Genomic DNA, 16,112 nt, shown 5'->3' on the forward strand with positions numbered 1-16,112 from the left:
CTGTTTCGACATATGAATCAGGGCGCGATAGAATGCTTTGCAGCCGGCCTGCAATTATTGCATCCCGGCGGCTATGGCACACTGTTCTCTTCCATCCGGACTCTGACCGTCGGCCCCGGAATCACACCGGGTCTGCTGTCACTTCCTGCCGGGATTTGATATCCTGCAGAAAGCCGCTCGCGGGCTGCTGCATACTGCTGTAACAGTCTACAGATCACCGCCGGTGGGGAATTACACCCCGCCCTGAGAACGCCCGCATTACGCGGGCACAGCAGATTTAGTGAAAATTTCCGGCAGTGGCCAGATTATTTTTCAGACAAAACAGTGCCCACCGAAAGACACCCCCGATACATCCCAACCAGGCCTTCAGAAAAACCCCGCAAGACCTGCTTGTCGCATTCGCCCGTCAACGCAGCTTTGGCAGTCTTGCTCTGAGTTATGAAAACGGTCCTCTGATCAGCCATATTCCGTTTCAACTGTCGCAGGACGGCACCTATCTGGAAGCCCATCCGGTCCGCTCCAACCCGATGTTGCAGCTGCTAGATGAGGCCGCCGATGCTGTCATCGCCACAACCGGACCCGATGGCTATATTTCGCCGGACTGGTACGGCGTGGACAATCAGGTGCCGATCTGGAATCACGTCGCCGTTCACATCTGCGGCAAACTGCGCAAGCTCGACGAGAGTGAACTACGCGGTATTCTGGAGCGATTGTCGGCTTCCATGGAAGCGCGGCTGGCACCCAAACCGCCCTGGACAATTGACAAGATGGATGCCGAAATTTTCCAGCGAATGCAGCGCCAGATTGTGTCCATTGCCATGACAGTCGATTCTATCCAGGGCACTTTCAAACTGTCTCAGAACAAACCCGATGCAATACGCAGCGCTGCAGCCGATGGCGTCAGGAACGGCACGAAGGGAACCGAAACTGCCGCTCTGGCTGATTTGATGGATCTGCGGCCGGCAGCCAGACTGTTCCGCGCTGAAATCAACGCAGATGTGAATTGACCTTCGCCAAAATTGCCATACCGTCAGATTGCAATTTATGGATTGGAGACTGATATGAATCGTCTGACCGCGAAAGACTTTGATCAGGAACTGCTTGATCTGTATGACTTTTATGCCCATGGCAAAATTACAAAACGTGAATTTCTGGATCGTGCCGGGAAATTTGCCGTAGGCGGCATCACTGCAGCCGCTCTGCTGGGAATTCTCAGCCCGCAATATGCTCTGGCACAACAGGTGGCACCCAACGACAGCGACATCAGTGCAGAATATATCGAGTATCCCTCCCCCAATGGCCACGGCACCGTACGCGGCTATCTGGTGAAGCCTGCGGACAAGGCGCTGCCGCTTCCCGCGGTTCTGGTGGTGCATGAGAACCGGGGCCTCAACCCCTATATCGAAGATGTTGCCCGAAGGGTGGCAAAGGCCGGATTCATGGCGCTTGCGCCCGATGGGCTGACATCGGTTGGCGGTTATCCCGGCAATGATGATGCGGGCCGCGAGTTGCAAAGCAGCGTGGATGGCACAAAGCTGATGAACGATTTCTTCGCCGGCTATGAGCATCTTGCCGGACGCGATGACAGCACCGGCAAAGTCGGCGCAGTCGGCTTTTGTTACGGCGGTGGCGTCTGCAATGCACTGGCAGTCGCCTATGAGGAACTGTCAGCTTCCGTTCCGTTCTATGGCCGCCAGCCATCAGCGGCGGATGTGCCGCGCATCCAGGCACCCTTGCTTCTGCAATATGCTGAACTGGATACCCGTATCAATGAGGGATGGCCGGCCTATGAAGCCGCCTTGCAGCAACATGACAAGAGCTACACGGCGCATATCTATCCGGCGGTCAATCATGGTTTCCACAACGACACAACGCCGCGCTATGACAGGGATGCAGCGGAACTTGCCTGGAGCCGGACGATTGCGTTTTTCAACACCCACCTGGTGTGAGTTCCGGCAAGGAAATCAGTCGGTTTTATAAATCTCGGTCGGATTGAAGTGCCTTGTGTCGTCCGTCGTGACCAGCTTTGGCGCCGTACCATCGCCGGACAGATCGACGTCGCGGTAAAAACATGAGATGCGGCCGGTGTGACAATTCGCACCGCTACCCGCTGTGGTGACGCTGAGAAGGATCACATCCTGATCGCAATCTACCTGCATGCGTTCAACATATTGGGAGTGGCCGCTGGTTTCACCCTTCACCCAAAGTGCCTGGCGCGAGCGGCTCCAATAGGTTGCCTTGCGGGATGCGATGGTTCTGGCGAGGGCTTCCTCATTCATATGCGCGACCATCACCACCCGGCCCGTTGCATGATCGCTGACGACACATGCAATCAGGCCGTCCGCAGAAAATTTCGGGGCAAAAACCGCCCCCTCTTCCAGATCCGTAATCGAACCGGGTTGCTGAAACTCTCCGTGGATCATAACCTGTCCTTTGCGGTCGGCAGTCGGGTAAATGCAGTCAGGCCGGACCCGTCACAAATTATGCCAGATCGATATCAAGCACAGCCATGGAGAAATTGTAGGAACGGTCGCCATCTTCATCGTCAAGATAGATCACACCGAGAAATTCATCTGAAAGGTACAATTCCGCTGAATCCGTCTTGCGCGGGCGGGCGCGAACCTGAAGGTTCGGATTGGCGAATTTCGCCTTGAAATAAGCATCAAGTTTTTGCAGTTCGCTGGCGTTCATGGCGCGCCTCTTTCCGGTTTTCTCTGCGTCGAGATGTGGGTTCAATTCGCGCAGTTGATGGCATATCGTCCGCACAAAATAAAGGGGATAGCGGCTTTTACCGCCGCTTTTCAATGGGGATTGCACAACGGCTGGAGCGTATCAGTGCTGTCTCTCTGCCAGAATCTGGTCCATCGACCTTGACGGTTCGGAGCAGCCTGCGGACCCGACAACTTTTGCCGGCACACCTGCGACAGTGGTGTTGGGAGGCACTTCGCTCAACACCACCGATCCGGCGGCGATGCGCGAGCAATGGCCAATTTTGAAATTTCCCAGAATCTTGGCCCCGGCACCGATCAGCACACCGCTTTCGATCTTCGGATGGCGGTCACCACCCTTTTTCCCGGTTCCACCGAGTGTGACGTCCTGCAGAATCGAAACATCGTCGCCGATCGTGGCGGTTTCCCCGACGACCAGTCCTGTGGCGTGGTCGAGAAAAATACCCTTGCCCATTTTGACAGCCGGGTTGATATCGGTCTGGAACACGGCAGAGGAGCGGCTTTGCAGATAAAGCGCAAAATCGCGCCGTCCGTGCCGCAACAGCCAATTTGCCAGGCGGTGCGTCTGGAGGGCATGAAAGCCTTTGAAATACAGCACCGGTTCGATAAACCGGTCACAGGCAGGATCGCGATCAAACACTGCGCCCAGATCAACACGGATGATGTCGGCCAGCTCCGGCTCGTCAGCAAACGCCTGCTGAAACGCTTTGCGGATCAGATCATCCGGAACCGCCTGGTGATCCAGCCGGTCGGCGATCCGCCAACTGATCGCTTCTTCCAGCGTGGTGTGATTGAGAATCGTGCTGTAAATGAACGGTGCCATATCCGGCTCGTGAGCAACGATTGCTTCCGCTTCCTGGCGCAAAGTGTTCCAAACCGGGTCGATGCTTGCCAGCTGCTGCTGTGTTGCTTCCGCCATAACGCTTTCCAAAACCCCGGCCAAAGTATCGGCCAAAACCCCTGATTGATAGGACTACCTGTTTGCAGGCGCATTCTGTTTTAGACAAAGTGGGTTACCGATACAACAATAACAAGGTCAACACAGCGATTGACTGATTGAGACATAAGCAGCGCATCGGGCTGCAATACAGACCTATCAAATCGGTACCATCTGTCTTCGACGACACTGAGCTGCAAAAATGACCCTTGTTCCGCAAGCGAATATAGTTAGAAAATGGGACTCAAATTTGTAATCCAACCTTCGTGAGGATCTGTTTTAGATGGCTAGGCTTGTCCATCGCGCATTTGCGGTTCTGCGCGCTCTGAATGAGGGCCCCGCAAACCTGAACAGTTTGCACGAGCAGACCGATTTGCACCGCGCCACCCTGTTGCGCATCCTCGACGCTCTGATTCAGGAGGGAATGGTCCGACGGGCGGTCGGAGGTGACACCTATCATTTGAAACACTGCGTTAAACTTCTAGGTCGCAAAATTTCAAAGACCGATTTGCTGGCAGAAGCTGCCTCCGAACATTTGCAAAGCTACAGCTCGCTCGTCAGATGGCCGACAGACGTGCTCCATCTGCATGCCACGCAACCTTGTCTCGTTGTCGCCGAGACCAACCGGCCGGGCAGCCCGTTCCCGGTCAAGCCAAACCGCATCAGGCACACCATTCCCCTGGTCCCTTCTGCCGCCGGACGGGCCTATCTGGCGTTCATGAAAAAAAGCCGGCGTGACCATTTGCTGCGCAAAGCCGAACGTCTCGGTTATTTCCTGCAATCACCCCACATAAACCTTGAGCACCTTGAAGAGGATCTCAATGTGGTGCGGCAGAAAGGTTATGGAACACGGGCGAATTTTTTCAGGGGCGGTGACTACCTTGAGATGAGAATTGAAAATGACGGACTGCTCGCCCTGGCCGTACCGGTTTTGAACGGACCGGATCTCATCGCCGTCCTCAACACCCAATGGAATGCGAAGGCTTATGATGAGGCGGGTTTCTCGTCACGCTACCTGGCGGGCCAGATAGAACTGGCAGCAGCGATAGCGGCTGATTTCCAGAGGCTTGAGCGGGAAAAAACGCTTCCAGAATCACTTCATGATTTCACTGAATGAAACATTGATAAATTGAAATTGCGGGATTGCCGCCAGTCTGCTTTCAATAATTGCAGGGAGGACTATCATGACAAATTCACGCAAATTCCGTTTTATTTCGATCCTGATGACAGGACTTTTCACGGCCGGCACTGCGCTGGCAAATGATGTTTCCGATTTCTACAAAGGCAAGACAATCAACATCATCGTGCCAGCGGGCCCGGCCAGCGGCTATGATATCTACGCCAGGCTCATGTCCGAACATTTCACGAAGCACATGCCCGGAAATCCTACCGTTATCGTGCAGAATATGCCGGGTGCCGGCGGTGTTAAAGCTGCACGCTACTTTTCTACAGTCGGCAAAACTGACGGAACAGAGCTGCTGCTGAGCCCGCAGACCATTGGCACAGATGAAGCCCTCGGTCTGCTTGGAGACACGGTCGATGTGGCCAGCTTCAACTGGATTGGCCGCTTTACCACCAACGTCCCGGTTGGCGTAGTGTCTTCGGCTTCCGGCGTGACAAGCGCGCAGGAACTCAAAGAGCGCGAGGTGGTTTTTGCCGGAACCTCGGCCAGGTCACCGGCGATTGTTTTTCCAACAGCGTTGAATGTTCTGGCCGGCACGAAAATGAAAATCGTCTCCGGTTTCGATGACACCCGACAGACATTTCTTGCCATGCTCCAGAAAGAGGTCGACGGACTGGTGCTCGGCTGGGCAGGACTGAAATCATCCAACAACGAGCTGTTGGAAAAGGGCGAGTTGATCGTTCTGTTTCAGGGAACCGCGACACCTCACCCGGATTTGCCGGAAGTGCCAACGATTGTTGATCTTGCCCAAGGCGAAGCCAACAAAACCGCCATGCGCTTCATTGCCTCAAGCTCGGAAATCGGGCGGTCAATAGCCGCGCACCCGGATGTGCCCCAGGACCGTCTTGAAGCATTGCGCGAAGCCTTCGTTGCCATGCTTGCAGACCCCGCATTCATTAACGATGCCAAAACCAGAAATATGGAACTGGTCGCAAGCTCCGGCTATGAGGAGCTGGATGCAGTGATTTCGCAGACCCTCGGCGTCGACGCTTCGGTGATTGCACTCGTCAAGGAAACTCTGGGACTTAAGTGATCCGGGCACGACAGCTCATCCATTTCAAATCTCGATGAAACGCGGGAACCCGCGTTTCATCCCCCTTCACCGGATCAAAGAGGCCTGACTAACATGAAAGTTCTGGTGATTGATCATCTGTTCGCCGACGAAATTGGCTCCCGATTACGCGCAGATTTTCCGAACATTGACGTCGTCACTGCGTTGGACAGCCAATCAGCCCAGGGCGAAGTAGCGGCATGCGATGTTATTATGTCTCTGGGTATGAATGCTGACGAAACACTTTTCGCACAGGCCAGAAACCTGAAATGGGTGCAATCGCTTGGTGCTGGCGTCGATAAATTTCAGTCACTGGCAGCGCTCGATAACCTGGAACTTCTGACAAATGCCAAGGGCATTCACGGACCTCAGATTGCCGAGATGACAATTCTGTACATGATTTCTCTGCTCAGGGATTTTCCAGCGCTCGTCCGCCAGCAGGACGCTAAAAATTGGCGGCGCTTTCCCGGACGAAAGCTGCAGGGGCGCAGCATTACTATCTGGGGGCTTGGAACAATTGGCGAAGAAATCGCGCGCATCTGCCACGCCTTCGGGATGACGGTTTCTGCAGTGACACGCACACCGCGGGATCATCCCTTCATTGATCGCTATTATTTGCCGGGCGATCTGGCAGAAGCGGCATCGGTCGCCGATTTTCTGCTCGCTGTCGCCCCGGCCACAGCGGAAAATGTCGGTCGGCTCAACGCAGACATCTTTCAGGCGATGCGGCCTGACAGCTATCTCATCAATGTTGGCCGCGGCAGTCTGGTTGTCGAGCCGGATTTGATCGCCGCTCTGAAGACCGGATCAATCGCCGGCGCTGCGCTTGACGTTGCAAGTGCCGAACCCCTGCCGCCGGAAAACCCCCTGTGGGATATGCCGAACACCATCCTGACACCACATATCTCGGGAATGATCGAAGAGTATCCCGAGCAGGTCTATCCCATTGTCAAAACCAACATGGCCCACTTTCTGGCCGGACGAATTGACCAGATGATCAATCGCATCGACCCCGTCAAACCAATCACCGGGAGCACCCACTGATATGCCAACCATGTCTGAAAAACTTGTTTCACGAATCTCGGACAGCGAATTGGAACGGCGCTGGGCGTTGACCCGCAAAGCCATGCAGCGTGCCGGGGTCGACGTTCTGGTCATGCAGAACAGCAATGAGTTTGTCGGCGGCTATGTGAAATGGTTTACAGACATCCCGGCCCGGCAGGGCGTGCCGATAAGCGTTATCTTTCCGCTGGACAGCGAGATGATCGTGGTGCGTGCAGGACCACGCGGCGGAAACCTGCAGGATAACGGCCGGATGGATTGGCCATGGCGCGGTGTCAACAAGGTTCTGACAGCCCCCTACACCACGGCGGAATGCACCACCAATATCAACGATGCCAAACTGGCGGCTGCGGAACTTGCCGGCATGGGCGCGCGCAAGATTGGCTGGGTCGGCATGGGAGCGATCCGGCACAGTTTTGGAGCCCATCTCTCCGGGCAGTTGGAAGATGCTGATTTCATTGATTTTTCAAATGAAGTTGATGAAATAAAGGCTATCAAAAGCGCCGAAGAGATAACTCTCATCCGCCAGACCGCGCATCTCCAGGATCAGGTTTTTGCCGATGTAGTTGGGTTTATTGAACCAGGCATGCGCGAGTTCGAAGTTGCTGCCTTTGCCTATTACCAAACCCAGCGTCTGGGAAGTACGCAAGGTTTTGTTCTGACCGGGTCCGCTCCGATGGGCACGCCTGCCACGAAGGGCCTGCGCCACTTTCAGAACCGGCGGATCGAGGACGGGGATCAGTTCACCATTTTGATCGAGACGAACGGACCGGGCGGTTTTTACACGGAAATCGGCAGAACCATTGTGCTGGGCAAAGCCAGCCAGGAAATGCTGAGTGAATTCGATCTGGCGCACCGGGCACAGCGCGCAACATTGGACCGTCTCAAACCCGGCGCTGATCCGGCAGCGCTATGGGACGCGCACAATGCGTACATGCGCGACGCGAACCGCCCGGAAGAACGGCGGCTTTACGCCCATGGACAGGGCTACGATCTGGTCGAACGACCCTCATTGCGCGATGACGATCCGATGAAAATCGCCGAACATATGAGCATTGTCGTCCATCCGACTTTTCAGACTGATACCACCTATGCCTGGGTGTGTGACAACTACATGGTTGAAGCGAATGGCGTGTCTGACTGCCTTCATAAAACCGAGAAAAAAGTGTTCCAGCTTTAAAGCGTTTGATGTTTGCCTTCAACGATCCTGCCCCGAATGATCGCTAGGATAAGCCATGCTTGAAGCCGCAATTGACGCAATTTTTATCATTCTGGATCCAGCTCGGTTCGGGTTTCTGGCGATTGGCGTGGTGATCGGGCTGGCGGTCGGCATTGTCCCCGGTCTTGGTGGTCTGGTGGGTCTTTCAATCCTGCTGCCTTTTACATATGCGCTGGACCCCTATGCCGCAATTGCCATGCTGCTTGCGCTGTCATCGGTGGTTGCGACCGGCGACACCATCCCCGCCGTTTTGTTCGGGGTGCCCGGTACAGTGGGCTCGGCTGCCACGGTGGTCGATGGCTACCCCATGGCGCAAAAGGGTGAAGCAGGTCGTGCCTTTGGAGCGGCCTTTTCAGCATCCCTGCTTGGCGGGCTGTTCGGGGCCATGATGCTGTTTGTCAGCATACCGGTGCTCAGGCCGCTGGTGCTGCTTATCGGCCCCCCGGAACTGTTCGCGCTGTGCCTGTTCGGAATTTCCCTCGTGGCCCTGCTCAGCGGGTCCAATCGTCTCAAAGGCTTGGCGGCAGCGTGTCTTGGCCTGCTGCTGTCGGCGATTGGCGATGATCCCAACACAGCGACCCCGCGTTGGACTTTCGATACGCTTTATCTGTTCGATGGTGTGCCGCTTGTGCCCCTGGCACTGGGTATGTTTGCGCTGCCGGAATTGGCCGGCTTGATGATGCGCGGAGGCACGATTTCACGCAAGGGCCGTGGTGCCGCCATTGCCGGCCAATGGCAGGGCATTCGGGATACATTTGCAAATCTCGGTCTGGTTTTCCGCAGTTCAGTTCTGGGCGCTGGCCTGGGCGCCATTCCCGGCCTTGGCGCGTCAATCATCGACTGGATTGCCTACGGGGTGGCGGCCAAGACTGAGAAAGGCGCAGAGACAACCTTCGGACACGGCGATGTTCGGGGTGTCATTGCCTCTGAAAGTTCCAACAATGCCAAGGAAGGCGGATCGCTGATCCCGACCATAGCCTTCGGAGTTCCCGGAACGGCCTCAATGGCAATTTTGCTCGGGGCTTTCCAGATCCATGGCATTGTCCCCGGCCAGACCATGCTGACGGAGAAACTTGATCTGACCTATGCCATGGTCTGGAGCATTGCACTGGCCAATGTTCTGGGTGCCGGCATCTGTTTTCTGTTCGCAAATCAACTGGCGCGTCTGGCCCTTGTGCGCGTCGGAATTCTGGTCCCGGTGGTTCTGGCCGTCACGTTGCTCGGCGCGTTCCAGAACAGCGCTTCGATTGAGGATGTCTATGCTGTGATCGGCTTCGGGCTGCTTGGCATGATCATGAAAATCTTCGGCTGGTCGCGTCCCGCGCTGGTTCTGGGCTTTGTGCTGGGCAGTTTGATTGAACGCTATCTGGTTATTTCATATTCACTTGCCGGTGCCGGATTTCTGTTAAGGCCAATTGTCGCGATCATCATTGGGATGACGATTTTAGGGATCGTCATCCCGCTTTTCAAAAGTATAATTGGAAGGTGGCGCGGTCCAAAACAGGAAAACCGCGGCGGTTTTACCCTGGTCGTCAACGAAGACCTGATTTTCGCGGCACTTATTGTCATTGTGTTTCTGAGTGCATTTTTCACTCAGGAGGACTGGCCCCTGAAAGCACGGTTGATGCCAAACGTTTTTGCCGGTGCCGGTATCCTGTTTGCCATCTGGGTGGTATTCGGCGTGGCGCTGAGCAACAGCAACCAGCGAAAAGAGACCTCCGGTGCCGGAGTTGCCACAAATTTTCTGGTATTCGGTTTCAGTAACTTACGGGAAACATATCTGACAAAAAGCGCCATGCGCGGTTTGCGGTTTTTTCTCTACTGTTTCGGATTTGTTATCCTGGCGCAAATGACCGGCGTCCTGATATCGGTGTTTTTGCTGACGCTCATTTTATTGTCCTCTGAATCCAGGGAAAAACCTTGGATGGCGTTCTGCATTGCAGGTGCCGTTTTTCTGTTCTCATACGGATTGTTTCACCTGCTGGTGAATGTTCCCTGGCCAAATTCAATGCTCGGTGACGTGTTTCCCGCACTTCGCGACAGCTTTATGACCGACATTTTATAAGACCAGCGCCAGACATCGCCACACATTGCAGCGACGCGGGACTGACCGAGAAAAATCCTAAAGCGTCTCCCAGAATTTCAGCACGCCTGCTTTGAACACCTTGTCGCCGACTGCAAGCTGGTGATCGCGGCCCGGAATCTCAAGATATTGCGCGCCCGGAATCAGGGCTGAAAGGCCCGCGCCGGAACCGGAAATATCGTCTTTTGAGCCGACCGCAATCAGACAGGGTGGCTGCAGTCTGGCAATCTCGCTTTCCAACAGAACCTGACGGGTTGAGACCATGCAGGCGGCCAGCGCTTTGCGGTCGCTTTTGGTGGCATCGGCAAACAGCCGGAAACGCTTGCCGACATCATCGCTGATCTGCTCGGGATCGTCTGCCAGCAGCGCATCGACAATCGGTTGCGAGGCACCAACGCCGGTGACCATGCCCATGCCCAGACCGCCGAACACCACAGCGCGAACGCGCTCGGGGTGGGCCAGTGCCAGAAAAGCCGACAGCCGCGCGCCCATGGAATAGCCCATGACCAGGGCTTCATCAAGCGCCAGATGATCCAGCAACCCTTTTGCATCCTCCGCCATCGTTGCGGCGAAATAGGCCTCCGGATCGTACAGTTTTTCGCTGCTGCCATGGCCGCGATTGTCCATCGCAATGACGCGGTATCCCGCTCCGGTCAGCGTGGTCGCCCAAGATGGATAGACCCAGTTGACATGGGCATTCGAAGCAAATCCATGGATCAGCAGCACCGGTAATTCACGCACAGCCACCCCAGCCGCCGGTGGCAGATCGAAATAGCAGATCTGCACCCCGGAATGATCGAATTGTGTCATCGGCAATGTATTCAAATTCATCGTGCCGGTCCCTGCTGTGTTGGAATGTCCCGTGGCATCTGCATAGCGATTTCCCCCTACCCTTTCCACCCGGAACCTTTTATGGTCCGGCAAATCACTTGGCGAACCACCCGGACGGAGTTTTGTCGTTATGGCAGACGCGATTACCCCTCACTTCCACAATACAGATGGTGTGGACACCATTTTCATTGGCGTGAAAGAGTTCATGTGCATCGGTGCCAGGCCGCCGCAGGACCATCCGCATGTGTTTCTGGATATGGGAGATGAGTCTGAAATGGTCTGTCCCTACTGCTCGACCCTGTACAGATACAGCGCTGATCTGACCGCAACGCAAACCCGGCCGGACGGCATGCTGATCGGGATGTAGAAAGAAGACCGCCTTGGATGATCCGCTTTCAGTACTGGTTGTCGGCGGCGGCATTGGCGGCCTGACGTCGGCTCTGGCGCTGTCGCGTCAAGGCTGCCGCGTTTCTGTCTATGAGCAGGCGAAAGCCTTCCGTCCTGTCGGAGCCGGCCTGCAATTATCGTCCAACGCACTTTCGGTGCTGGAACGGATTGGTCTGCCCATGGGGCGGCAGAACGGCATAGAAATCGAAAAGACCGAAGTGCGCGACGGCATTACCGGCCGGCTGATCACGCGCATTGCAACTCCGGAAAATCGCCACACAATTGTCCTGTCCCGCGCAGAATTGCAGGCCAGGCTGCTGGCGGCGGTGGCAGCGGATGCAGCGATCGAGCTGCACACCGGGGCACAAATGGTCGACATTCTGGACGGCAAGAAACTTGTTTCCCTGACCCTGGCCGACGGCACCATGAGATCGGGCGACGCGCTGATCGGTGCCGACGGCGCCTGGTCGCAGACACGCAGGTTTGTCAATACCGCAAGGCCGGATTACTCGGGGCGTATCGCCTGGCGCACGGTCATGCCGCTGTCTGCAGTTCCATCGGATATCAGCCGCCACACTGTCACTTTGTGGCTTGCACCCGGCGCCCATCTTGTTACCTATCCGATTGATAAAGGTGCTGCATTCAATGCGGTCGCTATCACTCAAGGGGACTGGCAGGCAGAGGGCTGGTCGCAGCCCGGAGCGATGACGGATCTGGCACTTGCTTTCGCCCGATGGCACAGCCCTGTCCAGCAGCTGGTGCAGTCGACCGGGAACTGGCTCAAATGGGCACTCTGCACCATTGACCCTGGTATGAGTTGGACCAAGGGCCGCATTGCTCTGCTCGGTGATGCGGCCCACGCCATGGTGCCCTTCATGGCGCAGGGCGCTGGCATGAGCATTGAAGATGCCTGGGTGCTGGCGCAGCAACTCGGCCGCACAACGCCGCAGGAAGTCGGCGGAGCGCTGCAAAAATATCAAACGGGCCGTCAGGACCGGGTGACAAGAGTTTGGGATACCTCTATGCAGCAGGGCAAGATCTATCACCTCGACGGCACCCTGCGCCTCTGCCGCAACGCTGTGATGCAAACCGGTGGGCGTTTTTTGAAAAGCCGATACAACTGGATTTATGACTGGCAGGGATAAACCCTCAATTTCCGCCGCTTGGGCCATTCGTTTACAGCTCCATGACTGAAAGAAATCCGCATCAGCATGAAAACATTTGAAATCGACAAAGCGTTTGAGATTGTTTCCGGGCAGCCGCGTCGAAATGACACAAGCGTGTTCGCGGTTGTCAGAGATGAGATGTATTTTCTGCCCGCATTTCTCGATCACTACCGAGGCCTGGGATATGATCAGTTCGTATTTCTCGATGATTTTTCAGAAGATGGAACCTTTGAATATCTGCTCGATCAGCGCGACTGTGTCGTGTTGAGAAGCAGTTACAGATATGGCGAACCGATCAAGACCGACCATTTCAAAAAAGGCAAACTCAACCGCGCCGGGATTTATCTGAAATATCTGATCCAGACGATGCTGTTCGAGGAGCAATACATAACCCACGTCGATGCGGATGAATTCCTGATTTTACCAAACCGGTTCAAAGTCATTTCAGATTTGGTCGATTATCTGAAAACCAACGACATCAAGTCGATACACGCCAGCTCCATCGAATTTTTTCCCGAACATATCAGTGCAATCAACAGCGATCTTGCTCCGCAAACCTTTGCCGAGATTTTGAACCACTGCCCGTTCTTTGACAACACGAAGCTGCTGGAACTGCGCTCATCAGCAAATCATCGTGACGTCGCCAAAATTACAGGACAATCAGCATCCAGCCGATTGTTTGAACGGGAATCAATCAAGGATCTGAGATTGCCATGGGCGGATATTCCGCAATTTCTGCTGAAGCGGCTTCCTCTCAAAACCGCCCAGAGTCATGTCATCAAGACGCCAATTGCATTCAGAGATAAAGACTCCAAAATGGCAGGCTCGCACTATGCCAATGTACCAGCCAGTGCCAAAGTTTCCGTTGCTATGGCGCATTTTGTGTTCACGTCTAATCTGCCGGCAAAAATCGCAAATTCTCTGGCCTGGAAATCTCATGCTCGCGGAGCAACCAAATACGTGTCCTACTCAAAACTGTTGAAAGCAATGGAAATCGGCAACGGATCGTTTCTGGGACCTCAGTCAGAGCGGTTTGTGGATGTCAGACAGCTTGAAGAAACCGGCTTGATTGTAAAGCCGAATTGATGGCGCAGCAAAGGCAGTTCAGATCGTGATGTACCCGGCTCTCAAACACCGCTTGCCCATGATTGATGCGTTGCGCGGTGCTGCGCTGATCGGAATGATCGTCTATCATGCCGGCTGGAACCTGGATACCTTCCAGTTTACCGAACTCGGCGTCACCAGCGCACCAGGCTGGATTGGATTTGCCAGGCTCATCGCCGGCAGTTTCGTGATGCTTTCGGGCGTGTCGCTGGTGCTGGCAGATGCCGCCGGGCACGACGCAAACCTCAAGCTTTGGCGCATCGGCAAGGTCGCAATAGCCGCTCTGCTCGTCACCATCGCCACCTATTTCATTTTCCCCGAAACGTTCGTGTATTTCGGCATATTGCATCTCATTGCGCTGTCGGGCCTGCTGGCCTGGCCGCTGTTGCGTCTGCACTGGCTTGTCGTTTTCGGCCTTGCGCTGGGAATTGTCATCATCAACCAGACGGTCGCGCTTGAATTTGCCGATACGCGCTGGCTTGCCTGGATCGGGATCAGCCGGTTTGTCCCGCCGGCCAATGATTATGTGCCGATCATTCCATGGTTTGCCGTGGTGCTGCTCGGTATTCCCCTCGGCCATATGATATTAAGCCAGGTCTGGCTGCAAAATCTGCTCGCCGCTAATCCACGATGGCTCGTGCCGCTCGGCTGGATGGGTCGCTACAGCCTGATTATCTATCTGATCCATCAGCCGATTTTATTCGGCATGGCATCAACAGCCTATTATCTCACTCGATAACCAACTGCTGGATACCGGCATAATCCAGTTTTCCTGTCCCAAGCACCGGCAATTCCTTCACGATGATGAATTTTTTTGGCATCATCAATTCCGGGACACCGTTGATCTTCGCCCATTTGACAAGCCGTTTCATATCCGGATCGGTCTTATCAGTGACAAGAACCAGTGCCTCGCCTTTCGAGGTGTGATCAATCGCCACCACCGCGTGATTGTGCTCGGGCCAGACCTGCGCAATATTGGCTTCCACAGCACCCAGGGAGATCATCTCTCCACCGATTTTGGCAAAGCGCTTCGCCCGTCCCTGTATGGTGATAAAGCCGTCTTCATCGAAATCAACAATGTCGCCTGTGTCATGCCAACCGGCTGTCGTCGGCTCCAGCAGGCCCGGTGCCTCGTGGCGCATATAGCCGCGCATGATATTGGGGCCCTTGACATGCAGCCGCCCTCCCGATTTCAGGCCGGGGATCGGCTCGATGCGATATTTCATGCCGGGCATCAAACGCCCGACTGAGCCATCCTTGTGGTGCTCTTCGGTATTGGCGGAAATCACCGGCGCGCATTCCGTAGCGCCGTAGCCTTCCAGCAGCCAGAGGCCGAATTTATCCATCCAGAGTTTCCGGGTCGCTTCCTTGACCCGCTCCGCACCCAGCACAACCAGCGTCAGATTGGCAAAGTCATCCTGGCTCGCCACGCGTCCCCACCCTGCGGCAAATGTATCCGTTCCAACCAGAATATCGCAGCCGGACGCCTTCACTTCCGCCGGAATTTGTTTGTAGTGCAGCGGTGAAGGATAGAGATAGGTCCGCAACCCGGCCACAACCGGCGCAATAAATCCCACAGTCAGGCCGAAGGAATGAAACACCGGCAGCGGATTGAAGATCGCCCGGGTTTCATCAATCTTTTCAGTTTTCAGGAACTGTTCGCAATTCGCCAGCACCCCCATATGGCTGAGCGCGACACCTTTTGGCACACCCTCGGAGCCAGAGGTAAACAGCATCACCGCAGTATCGCTTGGCACAACGCGGCGGCGTTCAAAACGCTGTCTGGCCCGTTTCGCATGCCACGCTCCGCGCAGCTTGTCGAATGTGCCGATGCTGTCGCGCAGATCTTCAGTCCACACAACTTGAACCTGGTCTTTCAGACCTTCAATAAGATCCTCCAACCCGGCCTGCTCAATGAATTTTCGCGACGTTACCATGGTTTCCATGCGCGTCGTCCTGCACGCCGCCAGCAGGTTTTTCAGACCGCTTGAAAAATTCAGCATGGCCGGAACCCGGCCACTGCACTGGAGCCCGAAAAAAACCGCAGCCAAGCCAGCAACATTCGGCAACATCAGCCCGAACCGCTCGCCCGGGGCGGAAAGCTTTTCCAGTTTGCTGCCAAGAATAGTTGCTTCCAGAATCAGCCGATCATAGCTCACCGGCACGCGGTCGCTGTCCTCCACCACAATGCGCTCGCCACCCCAGCGATCACGCGCATCCAGCAGAGCTTCAAACAGAGTTTTATTCCAGGCCGCAGAATCCAGCGTGACATAGGCCGTCGCCGGACTTTGTTTGGTTACCGGCGCCAGCACAGACATCGCTTTTGGCTTTTTCATAATTCAATCATTCAGAGTCTCAAA

At 55.3% G+C, this 16,112-nt stretch carries 16 protein-coding genes and 1 riboswitch; of the genes, 11 read left to right on the forward strand and 5 right to left on the reverse strand.

Annotated features, from left to right (window positions below):
• Window positions 1–79 precede the first annotated feature (79 nt).
• Window positions 80–255, reverse strand: a riboswitch (FMN riboswitch).
• A gap of 41 nt (window positions 256–296) precedes the next feature.
• Window positions 297–1,007, forward strand: a complete 711-nt coding sequence (locus RAL88_RS04070; protein ID WP_306267450.1) for an FMN-binding negative transcriptional regulator — start codon at window positions 297–299, stop codon at window positions 1,005–1,007.
• 54 nt (window positions 1,008–1,061) lie between these two features.
• Window positions 1,062–1,949 carry a YghX family hydrolase gene (gene yghX, locus RAL88_RS04075; protein ID WP_306267451.1) on the forward strand — a complete coding sequence of 296 codons (888 nt, stop codon included), beginning with the start codon at window positions 1,062–1,064 and terminating at the stop codon, window positions 1,947–1,949.
• Window positions 1,950–1,964: 15 nt separating this feature from the next.
• On the opposite strand, the gene hisI is transcribed toward yghX, so the two are convergent.
• The 3 genes from hisI to cysE all read right to left on the reverse strand — a co-directional run bounded on the left by hisI (window position 1,965) and on the right by cysE (window position 3,648).
• Window positions 1,965–2,423 carry a phosphoribosyl-AMP cyclohydrolase gene (hisI, locus tag RAL88_RS04080; RefSeq protein WP_306267452.1) on the reverse strand — a complete coding sequence of 153 codons (459 nt, stop codon included), beginning with the start codon at window positions 2,421–2,423 and terminating at the stop codon, window positions 1,965–1,967.
• Between the two features lie 58 nt (window positions 2,424–2,481).
• On the reverse strand, window positions 2,482–2,691 hold the full coding sequence (locus RAL88_RS04085; RefSeq protein WP_306267453.1) for a DUF3126 family protein: 210 nt from the start codon (window positions 2,689–2,691) through the stop codon (window positions 2,482–2,484).
• Between the two features lie 141 nt (window positions 2,692–2,832).
• Window positions 2,833–3,648 (reverse strand): serine O-acetyltransferase, encoded by an 816-nt coding sequence (cysE, locus tag RAL88_RS04090; protein ID WP_306267454.1) that lies wholly within the window; start codon window positions 3,646–3,648, stop codon window positions 2,833–2,835.
• 301 nt (window positions 3,649–3,949) lie between these two features.
• Between cysE and RAL88_RS04095 the strand changes: the two genes are divergently transcribed.
• From RAL88_RS04095 to RAL88_RS04115, 5 genes are all read left to right on the forward strand, one after another.
• Window positions 3,950–4,783: a helix-turn-helix domain-containing protein gene (locus RAL88_RS04095; RefSeq protein WP_306267455.1), complete on the forward strand. Its 834-nt coding sequence runs from the start codon at window positions 3,950–3,952 to the stop codon at window positions 4,781–4,783.
• A gap of 67 nt (window positions 4,784–4,850) precedes the next feature.
• Complete coding sequence (locus tag RAL88_RS04100) at window positions 4,851–5,882, forward strand: tripartite tricarboxylate transporter substrate binding protein (protein ID WP_306267456.1); 1,032 nt, start codon at window positions 4,851–4,853, stop codon at window positions 5,880–5,882.
• Window positions 5,883–5,975: 93 nt separating this feature from the next.
• Window positions 5,976–6,944 (forward strand): D-2-hydroxyacid dehydrogenase, encoded by a 969-nt coding sequence (locus RAL88_RS04105; RefSeq protein WP_306267457.1) that lies wholly within the window; start codon window positions 5,976–5,978, stop codon window positions 6,942–6,944.
• A 10-nt stretch (window positions 6,945–6,954) separates the two neighbouring features.
• Window positions 6,955–8,142 (forward strand): Xaa-Pro peptidase family protein, encoded by a 1,188-nt coding sequence (locus RAL88_RS04110; protein ID WP_306267458.1) that lies wholly within the window; start codon window positions 6,955–6,957, stop codon window positions 8,140–8,142.
• A 55-nt stretch (window positions 8,143–8,197) separates the two neighbouring features.
• Window positions 8,198–10,246, forward strand: a complete 2,049-nt coding sequence (locus tag RAL88_RS04115) for a tripartite tricarboxylate transporter permease (RefSeq protein ID WP_306267459.1) — start codon at window positions 8,198–8,200, stop codon at window positions 10,244–10,246.
• A 57-nt stretch (window positions 10,247–10,303) separates the two neighbouring features.
• On the opposite strand, the gene RAL88_RS04120 is transcribed toward RAL88_RS04115, so the two are convergent.
• Complete coding sequence (locus tag RAL88_RS04120; protein ID WP_306267460.1) at window positions 10,304–11,095, reverse strand: alpha/beta fold hydrolase; 792 nt, start codon at window positions 11,093–11,095, stop codon at window positions 10,304–10,306.
• A 130-nt stretch (window positions 11,096–11,225) separates the two neighbouring features.
• Here RAL88_RS04120 and RAL88_RS04125 point away from each other — a divergent pair, with 130 nt between their 5' ends.
• The 4 genes from RAL88_RS04125 (at window position 11,226) to RAL88_RS04140 (ending at window position 14,491) form a co-directional block, all read left to right on the forward strand.
• The gene (locus RAL88_RS04125; protein WP_306267461.1) at window positions 11,226–11,462 is read left to right on the forward strand and encodes a zinc-finger domain-containing protein; all 237 of its coding nucleotides are present in this window, start codon (window positions 11,226–11,228) and stop codon (window positions 11,460–11,462) included.
• Window positions 11,463–11,475: 13 nt separating this feature from the next.
• Entirely contained in the window at window positions 11,476–12,627 is a 1,152-nt protein-coding gene (locus RAL88_RS04130; RefSeq protein WP_306267462.1) for an FAD-dependent monooxygenase, read from the forward strand.
• A 66-nt stretch (window positions 12,628–12,693) separates the two neighbouring features.
• On the forward strand, window positions 12,694–13,734 hold the full coding sequence (locus tag RAL88_RS04135; protein WP_306267463.1) for a glycosyltransferase family 2 protein: 1,041 nt from the start codon (window positions 12,694–12,696) through the stop codon (window positions 13,732–13,734).
• Window positions 13,735–13,792: 58 nt separating this feature from the next.
• Window positions 13,793–14,491 carry a heparan-alpha-glucosaminide N-acetyltransferase gene (locus tag RAL88_RS04140; RefSeq protein ID WP_306267464.1) on the forward strand — a complete coding sequence of 233 codons (699 nt, stop codon included), beginning with the start codon at window positions 13,793–13,795 and terminating at the stop codon, window positions 14,489–14,491.
• Here RAL88_RS04140 and RAL88_RS04145 read toward each other — a convergent pair.
• Window positions 14,481–16,088, reverse strand: a complete 1,608-nt coding sequence (locus RAL88_RS04145; RefSeq protein ID WP_306267465.1) for an AMP-binding protein — start codon at window positions 16,086–16,088, stop codon at window positions 14,481–14,483. The two genes, RAL88_RS04140 and RAL88_RS04145, sit on opposite strands and share 11 nt — an antisense overlap.
• Window positions 16,089–16,112: the final 24 nt, after the last annotated feature.

Source organism: Pararhizobium sp. IMCC3301 (genome assembly GCF_030758315.1).
Classification (GTDB): Bacteria; Pseudomonadota; Alphaproteobacteria; order Rhizobiales.